General features: G+C 67.0%; 19 protein-coding genes. 9 read left to right on the top strand and 10 right to left on the bottom strand.

What is annotated here, in order from left to right:
• Positions 1 to 31 precede the first annotated feature (31 nt).
• The 4 genes from secE (at position 32) to rplA (ending at position 2,624) form a co-directional block, all read left to right on the top strand.
• Positions 32 to 499, top strand: a complete 468-nt coding sequence (gene secE, locus EH231_RS25345) for a preprotein translocase subunit SecE (RefSeq protein WP_090424560.1) — start codon at positions 32 to 34, stop codon at positions 497 to 499.
• Positions 500 to 526: 27 nt separating this feature from the next.
• Positions 527 to 1,348, top strand: a complete 822-nt coding sequence (gene nusG, locus EH231_RS25340) for a transcription termination/antitermination protein NusG (protein WP_044516010.1) — start codon at positions 527 to 529, stop codon at positions 1,346 to 1,348.
• Between the two features lie 69 nt (positions 1,349 to 1,417).
• Positions 1,418 to 1,846 carry a 50S ribosomal protein L11 gene (rplK, locus tag EH231_RS25335; protein ID WP_044516011.1) on the top strand — a complete coding sequence of 143 codons (429 nt, stop codon included), beginning with the start codon at positions 1,418 to 1,420 and terminating at the stop codon, positions 1,844 to 1,846.
• A 70-nt stretch (positions 1,847 to 1,916) separates the two neighbouring features.
• Positions 1,917 to 2,624, top strand: a complete 708-nt coding sequence (gene rplA, locus EH231_RS25330) for a 50S ribosomal protein L1 (RefSeq protein ID WP_044516013.1) — start codon at positions 1,917 to 1,919, stop codon at positions 2,622 to 2,624.
• 129 nt (positions 2,625 to 2,753) lie between these two features.
• Here rplA and EH231_RS25325 read toward each other — a convergent pair whose 3' ends face one another.
• The 7 genes from EH231_RS25325 to EH231_RS25295 all read right to left on the bottom strand — a co-directional run bounded on the left by EH231_RS25325 (position 2,754) and on the right by EH231_RS25295 (position 10,234).
• A complete protein-coding gene (locus EH231_RS25325; protein WP_124713538.1) occupies positions 2,754 to 3,980 on the bottom strand; it encodes an RNA polymerase sigma factor in 1,227 nt (408 codons plus the stop codon).
• 6 nt (positions 3,981 to 3,986) lie between these two features.
• Positions 3,987 to 4,682 carry a YciI family protein gene (locus tag EH231_RS25320; protein ID WP_090424875.1) on the bottom strand — a complete coding sequence of 232 codons (696 nt, stop codon included), beginning with the start codon at positions 4,680 to 4,682 and terminating at the stop codon, positions 3,987 to 3,989.
• Between the two features lie 114 nt (positions 4,683 to 4,796).
• Positions 4,797 to 5,657: a cyclopropane mycolic acid synthase family methyltransferase gene (locus EH231_RS25315; protein ID WP_124713537.1), complete on the bottom strand. Its 861-nt coding sequence runs from the start codon at positions 5,655 to 5,657 to the stop codon at positions 4,797 to 4,799.
• 185 nt (positions 5,658 to 5,842) lie between these two features.
• The gene (locus EH231_RS25310; protein ID WP_124713536.1) at positions 5,843 to 6,721 is read right to left on the bottom strand and encodes a cyclopropane mycolic acid synthase family methyltransferase; all 879 of its coding nucleotides are present in this window, start codon (positions 6,719 to 6,721) and stop codon (positions 5,843 to 5,845) included.
• A 161-nt stretch (positions 6,722 to 6,882) separates the two neighbouring features.
• On the bottom strand, positions 6,883 to 7,800 hold the full coding sequence (locus EH231_RS25305; protein WP_090424876.1) for an alpha/beta fold hydrolase: 918 nt from the start codon (positions 7,798 to 7,800) through the stop codon (positions 6,883 to 6,885).
• A gap of 9 nt (positions 7,801 to 7,809) precedes the next feature.
• The gene (locus tag EH231_RS25300; RefSeq protein WP_090424564.1) at positions 7,810 to 9,186 is read right to left on the bottom strand and encodes an ABC1 kinase family protein; all 1,377 of its coding nucleotides are present in this window, start codon (positions 9,184 to 9,186) and stop codon (positions 7,810 to 7,812) included.
• A gap of 52 nt (positions 9,187 to 9,238) precedes the next feature.
• Positions 9,239 to 10,234 carry an oxygenase MpaB family protein gene (locus EH231_RS25295; protein WP_124713535.1) on the bottom strand — a complete coding sequence of 332 codons (996 nt, stop codon included), beginning with the start codon at positions 10,232 to 10,234 and terminating at the stop codon, positions 9,239 to 9,241.
• A gap of 76 nt (positions 10,235 to 10,310) precedes the next feature.
• Here EH231_RS25295 and EH231_RS25290 point away from each other — a divergent pair, with 76 nt between their 5' ends.
• Complete coding sequence (locus tag EH231_RS25290; protein ID WP_090424566.1) at positions 10,311 to 10,922, top strand: TetR/AcrR family transcriptional regulator; 612 nt, start codon at positions 10,311 to 10,313, stop codon at positions 10,920 to 10,922.
• A gap of 46 nt (positions 10,923 to 10,968) precedes the next feature.
• Here EH231_RS25290 and EH231_RS25285 read toward each other — a convergent pair whose 3' ends face one another.
• A complete protein-coding gene (locus EH231_RS25285) occupies positions 10,969 to 11,577 on the bottom strand; it encodes a DinB family protein (protein ID WP_090424567.1) in 609 nt (202 codons plus the stop codon).
• A gap of 3 nt (positions 11,578 to 11,580) precedes the next feature.
• Positions 11,581 to 12,117 (bottom strand): DinB family protein, encoded by a 537-nt coding sequence (locus tag EH231_RS25280; protein ID WP_090424568.1) that lies wholly within the window; start codon positions 12,115 to 12,117, stop codon positions 11,581 to 11,583.
• A gap of 61 nt (positions 12,118 to 12,178) precedes the next feature.
• Between EH231_RS25280 and EH231_RS25275 the strand changes: the two genes are divergently transcribed.
• Positions 12,179 to 13,147: a helix-turn-helix transcriptional regulator gene (locus tag EH231_RS25275; RefSeq protein ID WP_090424569.1), complete on the top strand. Its 969-nt coding sequence runs from the start codon at positions 12,179 to 12,181 to the stop codon at positions 13,145 to 13,147.
• On the opposite strand, the gene EH231_RS25270 is transcribed toward EH231_RS25275, so the two are convergent.
• A complete protein-coding gene (locus EH231_RS25270; protein WP_124713534.1) occupies positions 13,144 to 13,692 on the bottom strand; it encodes a hypothetical protein in 549 nt (182 codons plus the stop codon). The genes EH231_RS25275 and EH231_RS25270 overlap by 4 nt on opposite strands.
• A gap of 65 nt (positions 13,693 to 13,757) precedes the next feature.
• On the opposite strand from EH231_RS25270, the gene EH231_RS25265 reads away from it, so the two are divergent.
• The 3 genes from EH231_RS25265 to EH231_RS25255 are packed head-to-tail and all read left to right on the top strand — an operon-like array spanning position 13,758 to position 19,270.
• Positions 13,758 to 14,510: an endonuclease/exonuclease/phosphatase family protein gene (locus tag EH231_RS25265; protein WP_164481010.1), complete on the top strand. Its 753-nt coding sequence runs from the start codon at positions 13,758 to 13,760 to the stop codon at positions 14,508 to 14,510.
• Positions 14,511 to 14,528: 18 nt separating this feature from the next.
• The gene (locus EH231_RS25260; RefSeq protein WP_124713533.1) at positions 14,529 to 18,656 is read left to right on the top strand and encodes a glycoside hydrolase family 38 N-terminal domain-containing protein; all 4,128 of its coding nucleotides are present in this window, start codon (positions 14,529 to 14,531) and stop codon (positions 18,654 to 18,656) included.
• Entirely contained in the window at positions 18,653 to 19,270 is a 618-nt protein-coding gene (locus EH231_RS25255) for a DUF7158 domain-containing protein (protein ID WP_090424572.1), read from the top strand. The genes EH231_RS25260 and EH231_RS25255 overlap by 4 nt, the downstream gene beginning before the upstream one ends.
• Positions 19,271 to 19,282: the final 12 nt, after the last annotated feature.

The raw sequence follows: 19,282 nt of genomic DNA, 5'->3' as shown, positions 1-19,282 counted from the left end.
TGAACACACAAACCAGGATGAAAGGCATGCGGTGAGCGACGAGCGCGAAGGTGCCGGCTCCGCAGACGACACTGGAACCGACGCTGGCACCGACACCGGGGCAACGGACACCACCCACGGCCAGACCGCTGTGGTGACCCGGCCGCTGCGCCCGACCGGCAAGCGGACCCGTCGTGGCGTGGCTGCTGAGGCCGACGGTGACGAGGCCGCCGCGGGCGACGCGTCGAGCGACGATGTCGAGGCCGACTCCGGCAAGTCGAAGAAGGCCAAGAAGAACGCGAAGGCCACGAAGGCCGGGCCGTCGCGGAACCCGATCATGTTCGTCGTCAACTACCTGCGGCAGGTCGTTGCCGAGCTCCGCAAGGTGATCTGGCCGAACCGCAAGCAGATGGTCAGCTACACCACGGTGGTGCTGGTCTTCCTGGTGTTCATGGTTGCGCTGATCTCCGGCGCCGACCTTGGACTGGCGCGGCTGGTGTCGCTTGTGTTCGGCACCTGATCCGGAATTTGAGAGAGGACTGACAACGTGACCACGTTCGACGGCGACGAGACGGTCGCCGACGAGACCGTTGACGTCGACGGCGTCGAGTCGCAGACCGACGATTCGGCCGAGGGCCAGGAGGCCGTCGAGGCCGCAACGGTCGACGAAACCGAAACGCCAGAAGCCGAGGTCGCCGAAGAGGCGGCTGAGGCACCTGCCGCGGACGAAGCCGACGAAGACGAGGACCCGGCAGTCGCGCTCAAGAAGGAACTGCGGCTCAAGCCGGGTGACTGGTACGTCATCCACTCTTACGCCGGTTACGAGAACAAGGTGAAAGCCAACCTCGAGACCCGCGTGCAGAACCTTGACGTCGGCGATTACATCTTCCAGGTCGAGGTGCCCACCGAAGAGGTCACCGAGATCAAGAACGGCCAGCGCAAGCAGGTCAACCGCAAGGTGCTGCCGGGCTACATCCTGGTGCGCATGGAGCTCAACGACGAGTCGTGGGGCGCAGTGCGCAACACCCCGGGTGTCACCGGTTTCGTCGGCGCCACCTCGCGGCCGTCCCCGCTGTCGCTGAACGACGTGGTGAAGTTCCTGCTGCCGCAGGGCGCGGCCAAGAAGCCCGCCAAGTCCAGCGCCGCCGCCGCGGCCGGTGCCAGCACCGAGGCCACCTTGGAACGTCCCGAGATCCTGGTCGATTTCGAGGTCGGCGAGTCCGTCACCGTCATGGACGGCCCGTTCGCGACGCTGCCCGCCTCCATCAGCGAGGTCAACGCCGAGCAGCAGAAGCTCAAGGTGTTGGTGTCCATCTTCGGCCGCGAGACACCTGTCGAACTGACCTTCAACCAGGTCTCAAAGATTTAGTCGCCACAGCGGCTAGAAACAACGGGCGTTTCACGCCCTTGGATGAGCAAGTAAAGGAACACCAGAAGCATGGCCCCGAAGAAAAAGGTCGCCGGGCTCATCAAGCTGCAGATCCAGGCCGGGCAGGCCAACCCCGCCCCGCCGGTCGGTCCTGCACTTGGCCAGCACGGCGTCAACATCATGGAGTTCTGCAAGGCGTACAACGCCGCGACCGAGTCGCAGCGCGGAAACGTCATCCCCGTGGAGATCACCGTCTACGAGGACCGCAGCTTCACTTTCGCACTGAAGACCCCGCCCGCCGCCAGGCTGCTGCTCAAGGCCGCCGGTGTGCCCAAGGGTTCGGGCGAGCCGCACAAGACCAAGGTCGCCAAGGTGACCTGGGACCAGGTGCGCGAGATCGCTGAGACCAAGAAGGCCGATCTCAACGCCAACGACATCGACGCCGCGGCGAAGATCATCGCCGGCACCGCCCGCTCCATGGGCATCACCGTCGAATAACTCGGAACGCGTGGCAGGGCTGGCATCGGCCCGCAGGACCACGACTCCAACAGACACGATTGGATTCACAATGAGCAAGAACAGCAAGGCATACCGCGAAGCCGCGGAGAAGGTCGACCGGGACAAGCTCTACACCCCGCTTGAGGCCGCGAAGCTGGCCAAGGAGACCTCCTCCAAGAAGCAGGACGCCACCGTCGAGGTCGCCATCCGCCTCGGCGTCGACCCCCGCAAGGCTGACCAGATGGTCCGCGGCACCGTCAACCTGCCCCACGGCACCGGTAAGACCGCCCGCGTCGCCGTGTTCGCCGTCGGCGAGAAGGCCGAGCAGGCACTGGCCGCCGGCGCCGACGTCGTCGGCAGCGACGACCTGATCGAGAAGATCCAGGGCGGTTTCCTGGACTTCGACGCCGCGATCGCCACCCCGGATCAGATGGCCAAGGTCGGTCGGATCGCCCGCGTGCTGGGCCCGCGCGGTCTGATGCCGAACCCCAAGACCGGCACCGTCACTCCCGATGTCACCAAGGCTGTGGCCGACATCAAGGGCGGCAAGATCAACTTCCGCGTCGACAAGCAGGCCAACCTGCACTTCGTGATCGGCAAGGCGTCCTTCGACGAGGCCAAGCTGGCCGAGAACTACGGTGCCGCCCTCGACGAGGTGCTGCGTGCCAAGCCGTCGTCCTCGAAGGGGCGTTACCTCAAGAAGGTGACCGTCTCCACCACCACGGGCCCGGGTATCCCGGTCGACCCGTCGGTGACCCGGAACTTCACCGAGGCGTAGCTCGCGGAGCCGACCATCGGCACCGAGGCGTAATTTTCTCTGCGCGAGCAGACACAAAAGTGCCCCAAATCTACGGATTTGGGGCACTTTTGTTGGGGCCCCTCCCGCTTGCGGGGGACTGCTCGGCAATCAAGAGGTGGCGCATTCGGCGAGCCGGCGTCGCAGGAAGGCCCGGGCCGGCTCGGACCCAGAGCCTTCGCCCTCAAGTGCGATGCGGTACCAGCTCCGGGCCTCGTCGAAGCGGCGGGCCCGCCGCAGAAGATCCGCGCGGATCGGCGCCACCGCATTGGTCCGGGCCAGCCGCGGATCGTCGGCCACTTCGTCGAGTGCGGCCAGGCCGGCCGCGAAGCCGTCGCGAAAGCCAACGGCGAGTGCGCGATTGGCGCGCACGACAGGGGAGTCCGTCATCGCGGCCAGCCGGTCGTAGGCCAGGCAGATGGTGGCCCAGTCGGTGTGCTGCCAGGTAGGCGCGGTGGCGTGCAGCGCCGCGATCACCGCTTGCGGGAGATAGGTGCCGGGTGCGCCCTCGGCCAACCGCAACTGCTCCAGGCCCCGCGCGATACGTCCCCGATCCCAATGGCTACGGTCCTGCTCGTCCAGCGGTATCAGCGCACCGCCCTCGTCCACCCTGGTGCGACGGCGCGAATCATGCAGCAGCACAAGCGCTGCGAGCGCGTGCGCATCCTGGTTGCCCGGCATCAACGCACACAGTTCACCCGAGAGCCGGACACCCTCGTCGCACAGTTCGTCGCGGATGGCCGACGGGCCACCTGTCGACCAATAGCCCTCGGTGAACACCGAATAGATACAGCCGAGCACGTGTGGCGTGCGCTCCTCCAGAAGCTCCGGTGGCGGCACCCGCAGCGGGATGTTGGCCTGCCGAATCTTGTTCTTGGCCCGGGTGATCCGCTGCCCGACCGCGGCGTCGGACTGCAGCAGGGCGCGGGCGATCTCGGTGACGGTGAGCCCCGAGATCAGCCGCAGCGTGAGGGCCAGCTGCGAACTGCGGTCCAGCGCAGGGTGAGCGCAGGTGAACATCATCCGCAGCTCGTCATCGCGCACCGGGTGCAGCTCGGCATCACCGCCCGACGCGTTCACCTGCTCGTACACCGCTGCGAGTTCCTTTCCGGGACGGGCAGATTCACGCCGCAGCCGGTCCAGGGCGCGGTTGCGTGCCACGGTGATCAACCACGCACCGGGATTGGCGGGCACACCCTCGGCGGGCCATGTCTGCAGCGCGTGCGCACAGGCCTCCTGGACGGCGTCCTCGGCCACGGAGAGATCACCCGACCAGCGGGCGATGGTGGCCACCACCGGGCCCCACTCGCGCCGAAAGACGCCGTCCAGCTGGGTCACCGAGGACTACAGGCCCGAGACGCCCGCCAACTGGCGGACCTCGATGGCCGATGCGGGAATCATCGACGCCAGTTTGACCGCCTCCTCGCGATCGGAGGCACGCAGCACGTAGAAGCCGTTGGCCACCTCGGCCCCTTCGATGTAGGGCCCGTCGGTCAGCAGCACCTTGCCGTCGCGCACGCGCACCGTCGTCGCGGTGGTCGGCGGATGCAGCGGCGCGCCCGCCAGCGTCCTGTCGCCGATGGTCTTGGCGAGTTCACCGTGCTTGGCCGCCTGCGCATTCCACTCGTCGGTTCCCGGCGTGTTGACGTCCTCAGGCGGCTCCAGCAGCAGGGCCAGCCAGTCATTGCCCAGCGGCTGCTCGGGGGCCTGCCAGTGGACCATCGGCCACACCTCGACCGCACCGAAATGGGCGACCGGGATATCGCGGGCCAATGCAAGGGCGTCATCGAGATTGTCGGCCTCGAACACGTAGTAACCGCACGCCACCTCGGCACCCTCGGCGAACGGCCCGTCGGTGATCGTCGGGTTGTCCGGCCCACCGGCGATGCGGGTGGCGGCGGCGGACTTGTCCAGCGCGTCGCCCGCCCGGATCGCCGACGCCGCCTTGGCGTGGAAAGCCTGGAAGGCAGCCATGCCCTCGGCTGCCTCGTCGGGGGCGAGTTCCACGTCGCGGCTGATCAGTAAAGCGAAGTAATGCATCGTCATCTCCCGGCGTCAGCGAGTGAGAACCCTCTGTTCCACTCTCTACCTATCCGACGAACGACGGTGCCGGGATCCGACAGACCGCGCGAGATTGCTTCTGGCTACTTCTCGCTACTTCTGCAGCGTGAACTGATGCACGCTGATGTGGCCCGAGGCGAAGTATTTCTGGCAGCCGTTGAGGTACTTGTCGTAGCGGTCGTAGACCTCCTGGCCCTGGATCGCGATGGCCTCGTCCTTGTGGGCCTCGAGCGCGTCGGCCCAGATCTTGAGGGTCCGAACGTAGTGCGGGCCGATCTCCTGCAGCTGGGTCACCTTGAACCCGGCTTCGGTCGCCTTTTCCTCCTCCATCGTCACCGACGGCAGCCGGCCGCCGGGGAAGATCTCGGTCATGATGAACCGGGCGAACCGGGCGTCTTCGAACGTCATGTGCAGGCCGAGCTTCTGGCCCTGCCGCAGGTCGAATCCCGTGATGTTGTGCAGCAGCATGGTGCCGTCGTCGGGCAGCGCGTTGTAGGCCGTCTCGAAAAACGCCGGATACCGCTCGAATCCGAAATGCTCGAAGGCGCCGATCGACACGATGCGGTCGACCTCGTCGTTGAATTCTTCCCAGCCCTGCAGCCGGACCTCGACATTGCGCTCGGTGGGCACCTTGGAGAGCTTTTCGATGGCGTATTCCCGCTGCTCGCCACTCAGCGTCAGGCCGATGACATTGACGTCGTACTTCTCGATTGCCCGCGCCATGCACGCGCCCCAGCCGCAGCCGATGTCCAGCAGCGTCATCCCCGGTTCGAGGCCCAGCTTGCCCAGTGCCAGATCGAACTTCGCGATCTGGGCCTCGTCACCGGTCATGTCGTCGCGCTCGAAATAGCCGCACGTATAACCCATTGTCGGGCCTAGAAACAGTTCATAGAATTCGTTGGAAATGTCGTAGATCGACTGCAGTTCTTCATATTTCGGTGTCAATTTGGACATATTCGATATGCTCCAAGCTGTAGAGTTCTCCCCGCGAATCTCAGGGTACCGCAGCCATCAGCCACGGGCCTGTTGCCGCTACCGTCAACGAATTTCGTCGGCAAACAAATTTCTCCCGCCGCACGACAATTTGTCCGGTTTTGCCTGCGGAGATGCTTCGGGTGGTGCCTCGTTGGCGAAGGAAATCAACCCGCGACATGCAGGGTGAACTGATTGACGTCGATGTACCCGGTCCGGAAGCTGCTGGCGCAACCCGTCAGGTAGCGCATGTACCGGTCGTAGACCTCCTGCGACTGGATCGCGATGGCCTCATCGCGGTGTTCCTGCAGGTTGGCGGCCCAGATGTCGAGGGTGCGTGCATAGTGCGACTGCAGGGACTGCCGCCGGGTCAGGGTGAACGCGGCCCGGGCGGAGTGCTCCTCGACCATCTCGATCGACGGCAGTCGCCCACCAGGGAAAATCTCGGTCACCATGAACTTGACGAACCGGGCGAACTCGAACGACAACGGCATCCCGCGATCGATGATCTGCTGCGGCTTCAAGCCCGTGATCGTGTGCAAGAGCATCACGCCGTCGGCGGGCAGGGCATCGTGGGCGAAGCGGAAGAAGTCGTCATAGCGGTCGTGGCCGAAATGTTCGAACGCACCGATAGAGACGATGCGATCCACCGGCTCGTCGAACTGTTCCCAGCCGGCCAGCTGCACCCGCTTGGAGCGGGGGCTGTCGGACTCGTCGAACCTCCGCTGCACATGGGCGGCTTGGTTGCGGCTGAGCGTGAGGCCGACGACGTTGACGTCGTAGCGTTCGATCGCACGCATAACCGTTGCACCCCAACCACATCCGACATCGAGCAAGGTCATCCCCGGTTGTAGGCCGAGCTTGCCCAACGCAAGGTCGATCTTCGCCAACTGGGCTTCCTGCAGCGACATGTCGTCGCGTTCGAAGTACGCGCAGCTGTAGGTCCTGGTCGGATCCAGGAACAGCGCGAAGAAATCGTCGGACAGGTCGTAATGGGCTTGTACGTCGTCGAAATGGGGTTTGAGTTGCTCTGGTTGTTTTGCCATGCAGCGCCTATCGAGAGGAGACCCGCCGGCGAGAGCTGCGCTATGCCACTTCTTGACCTAGCCGCCCCCCCAGGCTGCTTGCAATGAAGCGTAGAGGCAGTTCGGCCAGCTACCGAGCTTTTCGGTGCCTGGCAAAGGAATTAACGTTGCAGATGCAGAGATCAGGTGGCAATGGCGAAGTTCGTCTTGAGCTCGCCGACGATTTCGTCCCACACGGGTTCGGGGAGCTCATGGCCCATTCCGTCGATCAACACGAGCCGGGCACCGGCGATCGCGCGGGCCACCGCACGGCCCCCGAACGGGCGCATCAGCCGGTCGGAGCGACCGTGGATCACCACGGTGGGCACACTGATCCGCTTGTCGTGGTGGCGCAGGCTGCCGCTGCCGAGAATGGCGTCGAAATGCCGGGCGATGCCGGCTGGGTAGTAGGCGCGGTCGTACAGCTCGGCGGCCTGGGCCCGGATCTCATCCTCGGGAGTGGGGTAGCCGGGGCTGCCGTTGATCCTGCTGATCCGAACAGCGTTGTCGATGATGGCTTCTCGCGACGAATTCGCCGGCGGGCCGGTGATCACCGACAGCAGCTGCTTGATGCCGGGCGGCGGCAGCAGCGGCTGGTTGTTGCTGGAGAAGATCACCGCCAGCGACTTGGTGCGCTGCGCGTGCCGGGCCGCGAACACCTGGGCGATCATGCCGCCCATCGAGCCGCCGACGATGTGAGCGTTATCGATGTTGAGGTGGTCGAGCAGGGCGGCCGCGTCATCGGCGACGTCTTCGAGCGTGTAGACCGACGGGCTGCGCAGGCCCAGAAATGACCGGGCCATCCGCACCGGCAGCGGGGAGTCCACTCGCCGGCCGGACAACTTCGTGGACAGGCCCACGTCCCGGTTGTCGTACCGGATGACCCGCAATCCCTGGCTCACCAGCTTTTCGCAGAAACCGGTGCGCCACAACAGCATCTGCGCGCCCAGGCCCATGATCAGCAGCACGGCCGGATCGTTCGGGTCACCCATGTCCTCGTAGTAGAGGTCGACATCGCCGGGTTCCGCGGACGACTTGGCGAATCCGGACCGCACCTTCATGCCGGCCACTCAGGCCTCGATCCCGTCGTCGGGCCCGTCTGAATCTTTGTGTTCGCGGCTGATGTCCACCATGAAGTTGGCGAAGTACCCGGTGAGCTGAGGGTCGTTCATCATCTGCCACTGCGGTGCCAGCAGCTTCATGTAGCGCTCGACGTAGAGGAACTGCTTGCCGATCAACACCAGTTCGCGGGGCAGTTTGACGTCGTAGGCATCGGCCAGTGCCGAGAGTTGCTTGCCGATTTCGGCGTAGGACATATCCCCGAGCGACTTCATGGTCAGCGGGGTAGCGAACTTTTCCAGATCCTTGGCGGCCTGCGCCTCGGGTTTCACCGTCCCCACGGCCCCCATCAGCACCACGATCTTGCCCGCGGCCGCATGGTCCTTCTTGACCAGCAGCGCATACACGAGCTCGCGCAACAGCCACCGGGTCCGCGGGTCGATGCGGCCCATGATGCCGAAGTCGAAGAACACGATCTTGCCGCCGTCGTCGACGTACAGATTGCCAGCATGCAGGTCCCCGTGGAACAGGCCGTGCTTCAGGCCGCCCTCGAACACGCTGAACAGCAAAGCCTTGACCAGCGCGGTGCCGTCGAAGCCCTTCTTGCGGATCGCGGCCACGTCGTCGATACGCACCCCGGTGACCCGTTCCATCGTCAGTACCCGCTGGCTGGTCAGGTCCCAGTACACCTGGGGTACCCGGATGTTCTCGCCGAGTGGGGAGGAGTGCATGTGCGACACCCACGCGTCCATCGACTGGGCTTCCAGCCGGAAGTCGAGCTCCTCGGCCAGATTGTCGGCGAAGTCGGCGACCACATCCTGAGCGGACAGCCGCCGGCCCAGCTTGGCGAGCTCCACGAGCTGCGCGCCTCGCTTGAGGATCTGCAGGTCGGCGGCGACGCGGCGACGGATTCCGGGACGCTGGATCTTGACCACCACCTCCTCGCCGCTGTGCAACGTGGCGTAGTGCACCTGCGCGATCGAGGCCGAGGCGAACGGCTTCTCGTCGAAGCTCTTGAACAGGTTCGTGGGCTCGTCGCCGAGTTCCTCGACGAATAGCTTGTGCACCTCGTCAGTGTCGGCCGGCGGCACCCGGTCGAGCAGGCTGCGGAATTCGCGGCTCAGCGGCTCACCGAAGGCGCCGGGGCTCGACGCGATGATCTGGCCGAACTTGACGTAGGTGGGACCCAGATCGGAGAACGTCTGCGGCACCTGCTTGATGATCTTGTGCTGCAGGGACCCTTTGCCGAACATGTTGGCGGCGACGCGGACCCCGGTGCGGGTGATCTGCCATCCGGTGGCGCCGATACGGGCGGCCTCCACAGGCAACGGCACCCGACTCAGCCTGGCGACCTCGCGGTGCTTGGTTTTCGGCGGCGTAGTGCTCATAGCTGCAGTGTCTCAAAGGCCACGGTGCGGCCAAAAACATCTGTGCCGTGAGTCACACCGATGCGAAACTCTCTTCGACCGCTTCGCGGCTGAGAATCGGGTCGCTGCCGGGCACGTAGGAGGGCTCGGTGTGCGACACGGTGGTGCCGCCGGCGACCCGCTTTTGCGCTGCCCGGAACTCCAGGGTGGTGCCCGCCGCGGTGTGCAGTCCGTTGATGATCGACCACACCAGAGCCCGCCGGCCCGCCCGCTCGATCGGGTTCGGATCGGTGTGCCCGATCAGCTGCTTGGCCCACGTCGGCATGGTGTCGCGAATCGCCCAGTCCACGGCGCTCTGCGGCATCGGCAGGTTGGGGCCGGTGGCCATGGCGGCCCCATGAGTGAGCGCCAGCTTGGGCAGGTAGGAGTGCAGGCAATCCAGCGTCTCGGCCTTGGTTTCCGGCAGGTCGGTGCCACCCAAGGCATGTCCGACGCGGATGAACTCCCCGTAGTAGCGGTCAAGTTTCTTACCCCGCAACGGGTTCGGATGGTAGATCTCGTGCGCGGTGGCCAGCCCCCACACCACGGTCGCATAGTTCCAGCGCAGCCAGTCCGGATCGTCGGCGTCGTAGGCCGCGCCGTCGGGGCGGGTGCCCTTGATGGTGTGGTGCATGGCGCGCACGGTCTTGGCCACCCGTTCGGCGGTCTCGGTGTTGCCGTAGGCGGTGCCGATGAAGAACGCGATGGAGTGGCCCAGCCGGACGGCTGCGCCCTGCGGGTCGATGACCGGAATGGCGGTGCCGTTCTCGTCGCGCTTGACCAGCCGCGAATGGTGCATGCCCATCCAATAGATCGACGGATCGAGGCGTTCGATGAAAGCCGCGCACTGCAGGCCGAAGATCAGTGCCTCGGTGTGGGAGTGGACATGCCAGACAGCACTGCCCGGACCGAACCATCCCGGATCGCCCGCCGGCCCGGCGAACTCCATGCCGCGGAAGTAGTGCTGACGAATGTCCTTGTCGAACTTCCGCTGCAGCATCTGCTCGAGCACCTGGTGCGGCATGTTCACCGTGAACCCCCTTCTGGTTACGTCTGTAGCCAGAATACATTTTGGGTACGGGTGTGACCAGATCTAGTCTGGAGGAATGTCCAGCCCGACTCGATGGGCCGGCGTTCCGCTGACGGACCGCCGCGCCGAACGCCGCGCGCTGCTCGTCGATGCGGCGTTCCGGCTGTTCGGGGACGGTGGGGAAGCCGCGACGTCGGTGCGTTCGGTCTGCCGAGAATGCGGTCTCAACACCCGCTACTTCTACGAGAGCTTCGCCGACACCGACGATCTGCTCGGCGCGGTGTACGACCAGGTGAGTGCGGCCCTGGCGGCCGATGTCGATGCGGCGATGACCGGGGCCGGGGACTCCCTGCGGGCCCGAACCCGCGCCGGAATCGCCGCCGTGCTGGGCTTCAGTTCGGCCGACCCGCGGCGGGGCCGGGTGCTGTTCACCGACGCCAGGGCCAACCCCGTCTTGGCCGCGCGGCGCGCGGCGACCCAGGACCTGTTGCGCGAGGCCGTGCTGTCCGAGGGCGGTCGGCTCAATCCGGGCTCGGACCCGGTCGCCGCCCAGGTCGGCGCGGCCATGTACACGGGGGCGATGGCCGAGCTTGCCCAGCAGTGGCTGGGCGGGAACCTGGGCGACGACCTTGGGGTCGTGGTGGATTACGCGCTACGCCTGGTGCTCGGCGGCGGTGCCGCCAAATAGGCGAAGCGGCGGTGCCGCCAAATAGGCGAAGCGGCGGTGCCGCCAATTAGGCCGGACGGTGTTCGGCGGGCCGCCAGCGCTTGATCCACTCAGTCTCGGGCCATTGCTCCTCGGCCGCCAGCAACTCGTACATCGTGGCGCGGTCGATGGATTCGCGGATGATGTCGGCATGGCCGGCGTGCCGGCTGAGTTCCTCGATCACGTGCATGGCCACCCACCGCACCGACCAGTTGTCGACGTCCTGCGGGAACCACGGCACATCGCGGGGCACCGGAACGGCGGTGTCGAGGTCCCGCTCGGCGAAAATTCGCAGCGTCTCGGCGTTTTGGGCCTTGAACGCCTCGAGTAGTCCGGCAAGCGACTCGTCGTCGCGCATCACGTACTGGTCGGCGTAATCGGCCATCTGTTTCTCGAACGGGCGGGGGTCCGGCGGCGGAAACTGCGGCGCGTGCTCGGCGCGCGCGGTCCACGCCTGCTGCATCCCGGTGACGTGTTTGATCAGCCCACCGATCGACAGCGCGCTCACCGACGGGGTGGATCGGGCCTGCTCATCGGTCAGGCCGTGCGCGACCGCGAGGAAGGCGTTCTGCTGAAAGGCGACGAACTCGATCAGGGTCTGACGTTCGTCGGTGGCCGGCGGGGGCATTCCTGGCATGGCTCAGTTCTCCTTGCTGTTGTGGGCTGTTTGGTTGGAGTGCACGTAAAGGTCACGGATACAAGCGATTTCGGCGCCGTGGTGGATTACCTCCCGGTTGATGTGCAGGACCAGCACGGCCATCGGCTCATCACCGTACGGCCCTTCGGCGGGCCCGCACGGCTTCTGCAGGTCGTTTTCGTCGAGGCTTCGGACCCCGTCGATCCAATGTCGGTATGTGTCGTCGAGTTGTTTCAGGGCACTGGCCGCATCAGTGGCATACGGCCAGGACTCGTAATCGGCCGGCGGTCCGCCGAAGTGTGAGTGGTTGCGCATCGCGAACACACCGACGATCACGTGCGCCAGTCGCCACGCGATGGTGGTGAACGGTTCCGGTTGTGGCGGTGGATAACTGAAGTCGATGGCGCCGTCGGGGTGAACGGTCCAGCAGTCTTTCACCGGCTGCCAGAAGTACTCGTCGTCGGTCAGGCCGTCCAATCGCGGCCTCAATTGATGGGTCCAGTGGAAGTCCAGTTGGTCGGCCAGGAGGTTTGTCCACATAGGAATACCGTCTCATGCATATAGGACAGTCTCGGTCCTAAAAGTGCGGCACACTTGTTGCATGGCCGTGAGCAGCGAAACCACCGGCCGGGTGCTGCAACTCCTCGGACTGCTGCAGTCGCGCCGGGTGTGGACGGGTGAGGAGTTGGCCGAACGGCTCGACGTCACCACGCGCAGCGTCCGTCGCGACATCGAGCGGTTGCGGGAACTCGGGTATCCCGTCCACGCCAGCAAGGGGCAGGGCGGCGGCTACCAGCTCGGTGCCGGCGCGGCGCTGCCACCGCTGCTGCTCGACCCCGACGAGGCCGTCGCGATGGCCGTCTGCCTGCGGTTGGCCGCAGGCGGAAGCGTCGCGGGCGTCGGGGAATCCGCCCTCCGGGCGCTGTCCAAGCTCGACCAGGTCATGCCCGCGCGGTTGCGTTCGCAGGTCTCGGCGGTGCACGACGCGACCGTCACCCTGGCCCCGAACTCGTCGGACGCACCGGTGGAGCCCGACGTGCTGATGACCCTGGCCCGGGCCTGCCGCGACCATGAACACGTCAGCGCCGACTACACCGATATCCGGGGCAACCACACCCAGCGACGGTTGGAGCCCTATCAACTGGTGACCACCGGACGGCGCTGGTACCTGATGACCTATGACCGTGACCGCGAAGACTGGCGGAGCCTGCGGCTGGACCGGATGTCGGCGGTCGTGGCGCGAGGCAGCACGTTCACGCCGCGGGAGGCCCCGGACGCGGCCGACTATGTGCGCCGCTCGATCAGCTCCTCGCCTTACCGCTACAGCGCCCGGGTGCGGTACCAGGCGCCGCAAGCAGTTGTGGCACAGAAGTTTCCACCAGCGTCGGCCACAGTCGAGGCGGACGGGCCCGACGCCTGCATCGTCACCGCCGGCGCCGACGACCCCGAACGTATGGTGCTGTACTTCGCCACCGTGGGCTACGACTTCGAGGTGCTGGAACCGCCCGAGGTGGCGGCTGCCGTCGGAGTCGTGGCCGCACGCCTGCACGCCGCCGCTCAGGGGAACTAGCTGATGCCGAGCCGGTCGATGAGCATCAGGAACGCGGCGGCGAAGTCGTTGTCGGCGGTCGCGACCCGCACCGCATCCCAGTCGACCTGCTCGCGCACCGCACGGGCGGCGGGCAGCAGCGCCGCGAAGTCGCAGTGGTGCTCGTTGAGTGACCGCAGCCTTTCCGACACCACCACTGTCGGCGGCAGGACCGGCATCCGGATCGCCAGGACGTCGAGCACCTCGGCGGATCCGAGGGTGGTCACATCCACCGACGCCCCGTTGAGTTGGTAGAGCACGTCGACCAGGACGTCGTCGTCGGGATAGGCCTTGAACAACCAGTCCTCGGGGACGTGCACGATCTGGAATCCGGCCTTGCGCAACGTCACCTCGGCCGCCTCGGCGTCGGCCTCTGCGACCACGAAGTCGACGTCGTGCACCGGTTCGGGTGCACCGTAGGCCCACAGCGCGTAGCTGCCGGCCAGGGCGAACCGCGGTCCGTGCGCCTTGAACGCCGACGCGGCGCGTTTCAGCGCGTCACGGAGTGCGTCGTTGCGGTCGAGCATGCGCGATCCAAGGTCTGTGGGGCTTCGGATGATGGAGCCGATGCCGTTGTGGGTACTGAGTACCCATGCGGCTGGCCACTTTCAACATCCTGCACGGGCGCAGTGTCCACGACGGCGATGTCGACCTGGGCAGACTGGCCGCTGCGGTGGCCGAACTCGACGCCGACATCCTCGCGCTGCAGGAAGTCGACCTGGATCAGCCGCGCTCGGGAAAGGCCGACCTCACCGCCGTGGCCGCCGACGCGATGAACGCCGTGCACCACCGGTTCGTCGCCGCGATCTCCGGAACGCCCGGTGCCACCTGGATGGCCGCGACCGGACGTGAACAACCCGGAACCGCCGCTTACGGCATCGCCCTGCTCACCCGCTATCCGGTCGAGAACTGGCAAGTGTTGCGGCTCCCGCGGATACCGGTTCGGTTCCCGATGTACGTCTCGGGGATCCGCCGGTTCCGGATCGTTCACGAGGAGCCCAGGGCCGCGATGGTGGCCCGCGTCGATACGCCGCTCGGTCCGATCTCGGTGGCCAATACCCACCTGTCGTTCGTGCCGGGGTGGAACCGGGTGCAACTGCGGCATCTGCTGCGGGATCTGAGCGGCTTTCCGGGCCCGAGGATTCTCATGGGAGACCTGAACTCGGGCGCCCCGGAGCGCTGGCGTCCGCTCGGCGCCGCCCCGACCTTCCCTGCCGACACGCCGACGACGCAACTCGACCACATCCTCACCGACGACCCCACGCTGGCCGCCACCGCATACGCCGCACCGCACCTGCCGATTTCGGATCATCGGGCACTGGTCGTCGACATTTCGGTGCCTTGAAGTCGTAGGGTTTTCCAGATGCACGTCACGTCAGTGGAGACGACGGAGCTGTTTGCCGGGCCGGAGGATGCCCCTCGGCAGCTGGTGCGGGTGCGATACGAGGCCTGCGCCGCGCCGACGCCCGTGCGGGTCAGCGGGGACGGGCTCTCCGGTGAGGCGATCGCCGCAGCCGGAGACGGAACCGTCGAGGTGCCGGTGGACGTCGAGCGCGGCGTGCCCGGCGAGATCCGGCGGGCGCGGGTCGGCTCGATCGACTTCGAGTTCACCGTCGCCGAACCGGGCTGGACGATGTACATGATCAGCCACTTCCACTACGACCCCGTCTGGTGGAACACCCAGGCCGCCTATACCAGCGTGTGGACCGAGGACCCGCCCGGGCAGTGCCGCCAGACCAACGGCTTCGACCTGGTGCACGCACACCTGGAAATAGCCCGGCGCGAACCCGAATACAAGTTCGTGCTGGCCGAGGTGGACTACCTCAAGCCGTACTGGGATGCCCGTCCCGAAGACCGGGCCGATCTGCGCCGGTTCATCGCGCAGGGGCGCGTCGAGATCATGGGCGGCACCTACAACGAACCCAACACCAACCTCACCAGCCCAGAGACCGCGATCCGGAATTTCGTGTCGGGCATGGGTTTTCAGCGTGACGTGCTGGGTGCTGACCCCGCCACCGCCTGGCAGCTCGACGTGTTCGGGCACGATCCGCAGTTTCCCGGGATGGCGGCCGACGTCGGCCTGACCTCGAGTTCGTGGGCGCGTGGGCCGCACCACCAGTGGGGCCCGATGCAGAACGACGGCGACCCGGAGCGCATGCAGTTCGCGAGCGAGTTCGAGTGGATCGCGCCCTCGGGCCGCGGGCTTCTCACCCACTACATGCCTGCGCACTATTCGGCCGGATGGTGGATGGACTCCGCTGCCTCACTGGCCGAGGCCGAGGAATCCGCCTACACCCTGTTCACCAAACTCAAGCGAGTTGCGTTGACCCGCAACGTGCTCCTGCCGGTCGGCACCGACTACACCCCGCCCAACAAATGGGTCACCCAGATCCACCGCGACTGGAACTCGCGGTACGCCTGGCCGAAGTTCGTGTGCGCCCTGCCGTCCGAATTCTTCACCGCGGTGCGGGCCGAAGTCGACGAGCGCGGGATCGCGCCGTCCCCGCAGACCCGCGACATGAACCCGATCTACACCGGCAAGGACGTCTCCTACATCGACACCAAACAGGCCAACCGGGCCGCCGAGGATGCGGTGCTCGACGCGGAGCGGTTCTCGGTGTTCGCCGGGTTGCTCGGCGGCGCGGACTATCCGCAGGCCGCAATGGCCAAGGCCTGGGTGCAGCTGGCCTACGGTGCGCATCACGACGCCATCACCGGATCGGAGTCCGATCAGGTCTACCTCGACCTGCTGACCGGCTGGCGCGACGCGTGGGAGCTGGGCGTCACCGCCCGGGACAACGCGCTGGGCCTGTTGTCCGAGGCGGTCGATGGATCAGTGATCGTGTGGAATGCCGTGGCGCACAACCGGACCGACATCGTCACGGTGCACCTGGACACGCCGTTCTCCGGTGCGGTGCTCGACAGCGACGGCAACGAGGTGCCCGTACTCGTCGAGCATGACGGAGCCACGGTCAGCTGGCTGGCCCGTGACGTGCCGTCGCTGGGCTGGCGGTCCTACCGTTTCGTCTCCGGGGCGGCGGGCGGCTGGAAATCGCTGGCCGGGGACGAGATCGCCAACGACCGGTACCGGCTGCGCGTCGATGCCGCCCGCGGCGGTGCGGTGTGCTCGCTCGTGGACGACGGGCGCGAGCTCATCGCCGACGGCGGCGTCGGCAACGAACTGGCCGTCTACGAGGAGTATTCGGCCCACCCCCAAGCCGGGGAAGGGCCCTGGCACCTGCTGCCGACGGGGCCGGTGGTGTGCTCCTCGGCCGGCCCGGCCGACGACGTGCAGTGCTATCAGAGCCCGCTCGGGCAGCGGGTGATCGTGCGGGGCCGCATCCCAGGCCTGTTGCGCTACACCCAGATCATCACGCTCTGGTCGGGTGTGGACCGCGTCGACTGCCGCACGGTCATCGACGAATTCGTCGGTGCGGACCGCCTGGTCCGGCTGCGGTGGCCCTGCCCGGTGCCCGGCGCGTTGCCGGTGAGCGAGGTCGGCGACGCGGTGATCGGGCGCGGATTCGGGCTGCTGCACGACGGTTCGGATCATCACGCCGTGGATGCCGCGCAACACCCGTGGACGCTGGACAACCCGGCCTACGGTTGGTTCGGGCTGTCCTCGGCGGTACGGGTGCGCATCGGGTCGGCGGTCCGGGCGGTCTCGGTGGCCGAGGTGGTCGCTCCCGACGGGGTGAGCCCCCGCGATCTGATGGTGGCCCTGGTGCGGGCCGGCGTCACCGCCACCTGCAGCGCCGCCGACAAGCCGCGCTACGGCGATCTCAGCGTGGACTCCAACCTGCCCGACACCCGGTTCGCGCTCGGCGGCCCGGATGAAAACCCCTTCACCGCAGCTGTTCTCGCCGAGGCCGACGTCGCCTACGCCGACGAACTCAAGCGTCAGATCGACGCAACCGGATCGGCTCGGGTGTGGGTGCCCGCTGCCGCGCCGTTGATCGAACACTGGGTGCCCGGCGCCGATCTGCGCGGGGTACGCACCCTGCCGGTGCTGATCCTGGCCGGCGACCTCGACGCGGTGGTCGATGAGCTGGGCCACGCCGAGATCGTTGTCACCCAACGAGCCTTCGCGGCGGCCGAGCCGTTCGAGGCCCGCACGGTGGCACTGCTGAACCGCGGTGTGCCGAGCTTCGCGGTCGAGCCGGACGGCACCCTGCACACGTCGCTCATGCGGTCCTGCACCGGCTGGCCGTCCGGCACCTGGATCGACCCGCCGCGGCGCACGGCACCGGACGGATCCAACTTCCAATTGCAGCACTGGACACACACATTCGACTACGCACTGGTCAGCGGCGCCGGTGACTGGCGGACCGCGCGAGTCGCCCCCAGCGCCGCGGAGTTCAACCGCCCGCTGCAGCCGGTGGTCGTCGACTCGGACGCCGCCGGCGGGCTGCCGGCGTGGGGATCACTGCTGGAGATCGAGCCCGCCGGGTCGGTGCAACTCGGCGCGCTCAAGGCCGCCGGCAATCCGCTGGCGTCGGGCAGCGCACGCAGCACCGACCCGGCCGATGGGGTCACGGCGCGGCTGGTCGAGATCACCGGCGGCGCCGCAGAGGTCACCATCCGCTCCGGCCTGCGCGCGGTCTCGGCCGCCGCGAACCTGAACCTGCTGGAGGAGCCGCTGCCCGAGCAACCTTCGGATCTGAGGCTGCACGGCTACCAGATCGCCACGGTGTCCACCCAGCTCAACCTGCCCAGGATGCTGCGCGCCGAGCACCGGCAGCTGGCACCCGAGGCCGAGGCGGCTCAGCCGCTGTACGCCCGGTACTGGCTGCACAATCGCGGCCCGGCCCCGTTGGGCGGCCTGCCCGCCGTGGCGTATCTGCATCCGGAGAGCATTGCCGGGCAACCCGATACCGAAGTGATCGTCCGGCTCACCGCGGCCAGCGATTGCACCGACGCGGCGCTGCACGGCAGGGTCAGACTGTCCGCTCCGCCGGGGTGGGAGGTGCAACCCGCGGATCTGTCCTACGTGCTGCCACCCGGGGAGCATCTGGAAACCGATGTGGTGCTGAGCATCCCGGCCGGGGCCCAACCCGGGCTGTACCCGGTGCGCGCCGAACTCGCGGTGACCGGCGGAGGTGCGGCCCTGCCGCCGTCGTGGCGGCAGGTGGTCGAGGACGTCTGCGTCGTCACGATCGGTGAGCCCAGTGCCCAAGTGCTCAAACTGGTGTCCGAGCCGGATGCTGTCGACGTCAAGGCAGGTGAGACCGCGCGGCTGTCCGTCACGATCGGCACCGACGCACTCGCCGACCTGACCGCCGAGGCGCACCTCATCAGCCCGTGGGGAACGTGGGAATGGATGGGGCCGGCCGCGGCGGGGGTCGAAGTGCCCGCGGGCGGTACGGCGCAGATCGGATTCGATGTCGCACCACCGTCGTGGGTCGAACCTGGGGAATGGTGGGCGTTGATCCGGGTGGGTTGTGCCGGACGGCTGATCTACTCACCGGCCGTAAAGGTCATGGTGCGATGAACCAGGTGACTTGGGCGGCCCGGGTGGCCGGAAAACCGGTGTCGATCAAGGAGATCGACGACCGGGAGGCAGCGTTGCGGGCGGGGAACCGGGCGTCGGCGCTGCCCCGCCCCGGAACCAGCGAGGGGCGTCAGCTGCGTCGCTGGCTCACCCAATTGGTGGTTGCCGAACGGGTGGTCGACGACGAGGCCCTGGCGTGCGAACTGTCCGATGAAGATGCTCCCACCCTGGACGAGGTACTGCCCGATACCTCGGCCCGGCTGCAGATCGGCAGTGTCGCCGCCGCCACGCTGGGTGCACCTTCGGCCCGGGCGGTGTTCGCCGATGTCACTGCTGCGGTGGATGTCTCGGATGAGGAGGTGGCCGCGTACCACGCACGCAATCCGCTGCGCTTCGCCGAGACGCCGGCCGGGCCGCACGGATGGCGCACGCGGCCTGTCGTGCCGTCCCTCGATGAGGTTCGCGATCAGATCGCCGCCCATTTGCGGGGAGCCGCGCGCAGGCAGGCCTTCCGGCAGTGGCTCGATGCGCGTTGCGCGGCTCTGGTGCAGCTGGCGCCCGGATACGAACATCCCGGCGATCCCCGCCAACCGGACAACACCCACAAGCACTAAGGGGACCTTCCG

The organism is Mycolicibacterium nivoides (assembly GCF_003855255.1).
GTDB lineage: Bacteria > Actinomycetota > Actinomycetes > Mycobacteriales > Mycobacteriaceae > Mycobacterium > Mycobacterium nivoides.
Note: the sequence above shows the minus strand (reverse complement) of the source record. Positions and strands in the feature narration are given on the sequence as shown.

Coding starts and splice junctions, on each gene's coding strand:
- rplK (WP_044516011.1), top strand. CDS start 1,418: ATGGCCCCGAAGAAAAAGGTCGCCGGGCTCATCAAGCTGCAGATCCAG.
- rplA (WP_044516013.1), top strand. CDS start 1,917: ATGAGCAAGAACAGCAAGGCATACCGCGAAGCCGCGGAGAAGGTCGAC.
- EH231_RS25320 (WP_090424875.1), bottom strand. CDS start 4,682: ATGCATTACTTCGCTTTACTGATCAGCCGCGACGTGGAACTCGCCCCC.
- EH231_RS25315 (WP_124713537.1), bottom strand. CDS start 5,657: ATGTCCAAATTGACACCGAAATATGAAGAACTGCAGTCGATCTACGAC.
- EH231_RS25310 (WP_124713536.1), bottom strand. CDS start 6,721: ATGGCAAAACAACCAGAGCAACTCAAACCCCATTTCGACGACGTACAA.
- EH231_RS25305 (WP_090424876.1), bottom strand. CDS start 7,800: ATGAAGGTGCGGTCCGGATTCGCCAAGTCGTCCGCGGAACCCGGCGAT.
- EH231_RS25300 (WP_090424564.1), bottom strand. CDS start 9,186: ATGAGCACTACGCCGCCGAAAACCAAGCACCGCGAGGTCGCCAGGCTG.
- EH231_RS25290 (WP_090424566.1), top strand. CDS start 10,311: ATGTCCAGCCCGACTCGATGGGCCGGCGTTCCGCTGACGGACCGCCGC.
- EH231_RS25285 (WP_090424567.1), bottom strand. CDS start 11,577: ATGCCAGGAATGCCCCCGCCGGCCACCGACGAACGTCAGACCCTGATC.
- EH231_RS25280 (WP_090424568.1), bottom strand. CDS start 12,117: ATGTGGACAAACCTCCTGGCCGACCAACTGGACTTCCACTGGACCCAT.
- EH231_RS25275 (WP_090424569.1), top strand. CDS start 12,179: ATGGCCGTGAGCAGCGAAACCACCGGCCGGGTGCTGCAACTCCTCGGA.
- EH231_RS25270 (WP_124713534.1), bottom strand. CDS start 13,692: ATGCTCGACCGCAACGACGCACTCCGTGACGCGCTGAAACGCGCCGCG.
- EH231_RS25265 (WP_164481010.1), top strand. CDS start 13,758: ATGCGGCTGGCCACTTTCAACATCCTGCACGGGCGCAGTGTCCACGAC.
- EH231_RS25260 (WP_124713533.1), top strand. CDS start 14,529: ATGCACGTCACGTCAGTGGAGACGACGGAGCTGTTTGCCGGGCCGGAG.
- EH231_RS25255 (WP_090424572.1), top strand. CDS start 18,653: ATGAACCAGGTGACTTGGGCGGCCCGGGTGGCCGGAAAACCGGTGTCG.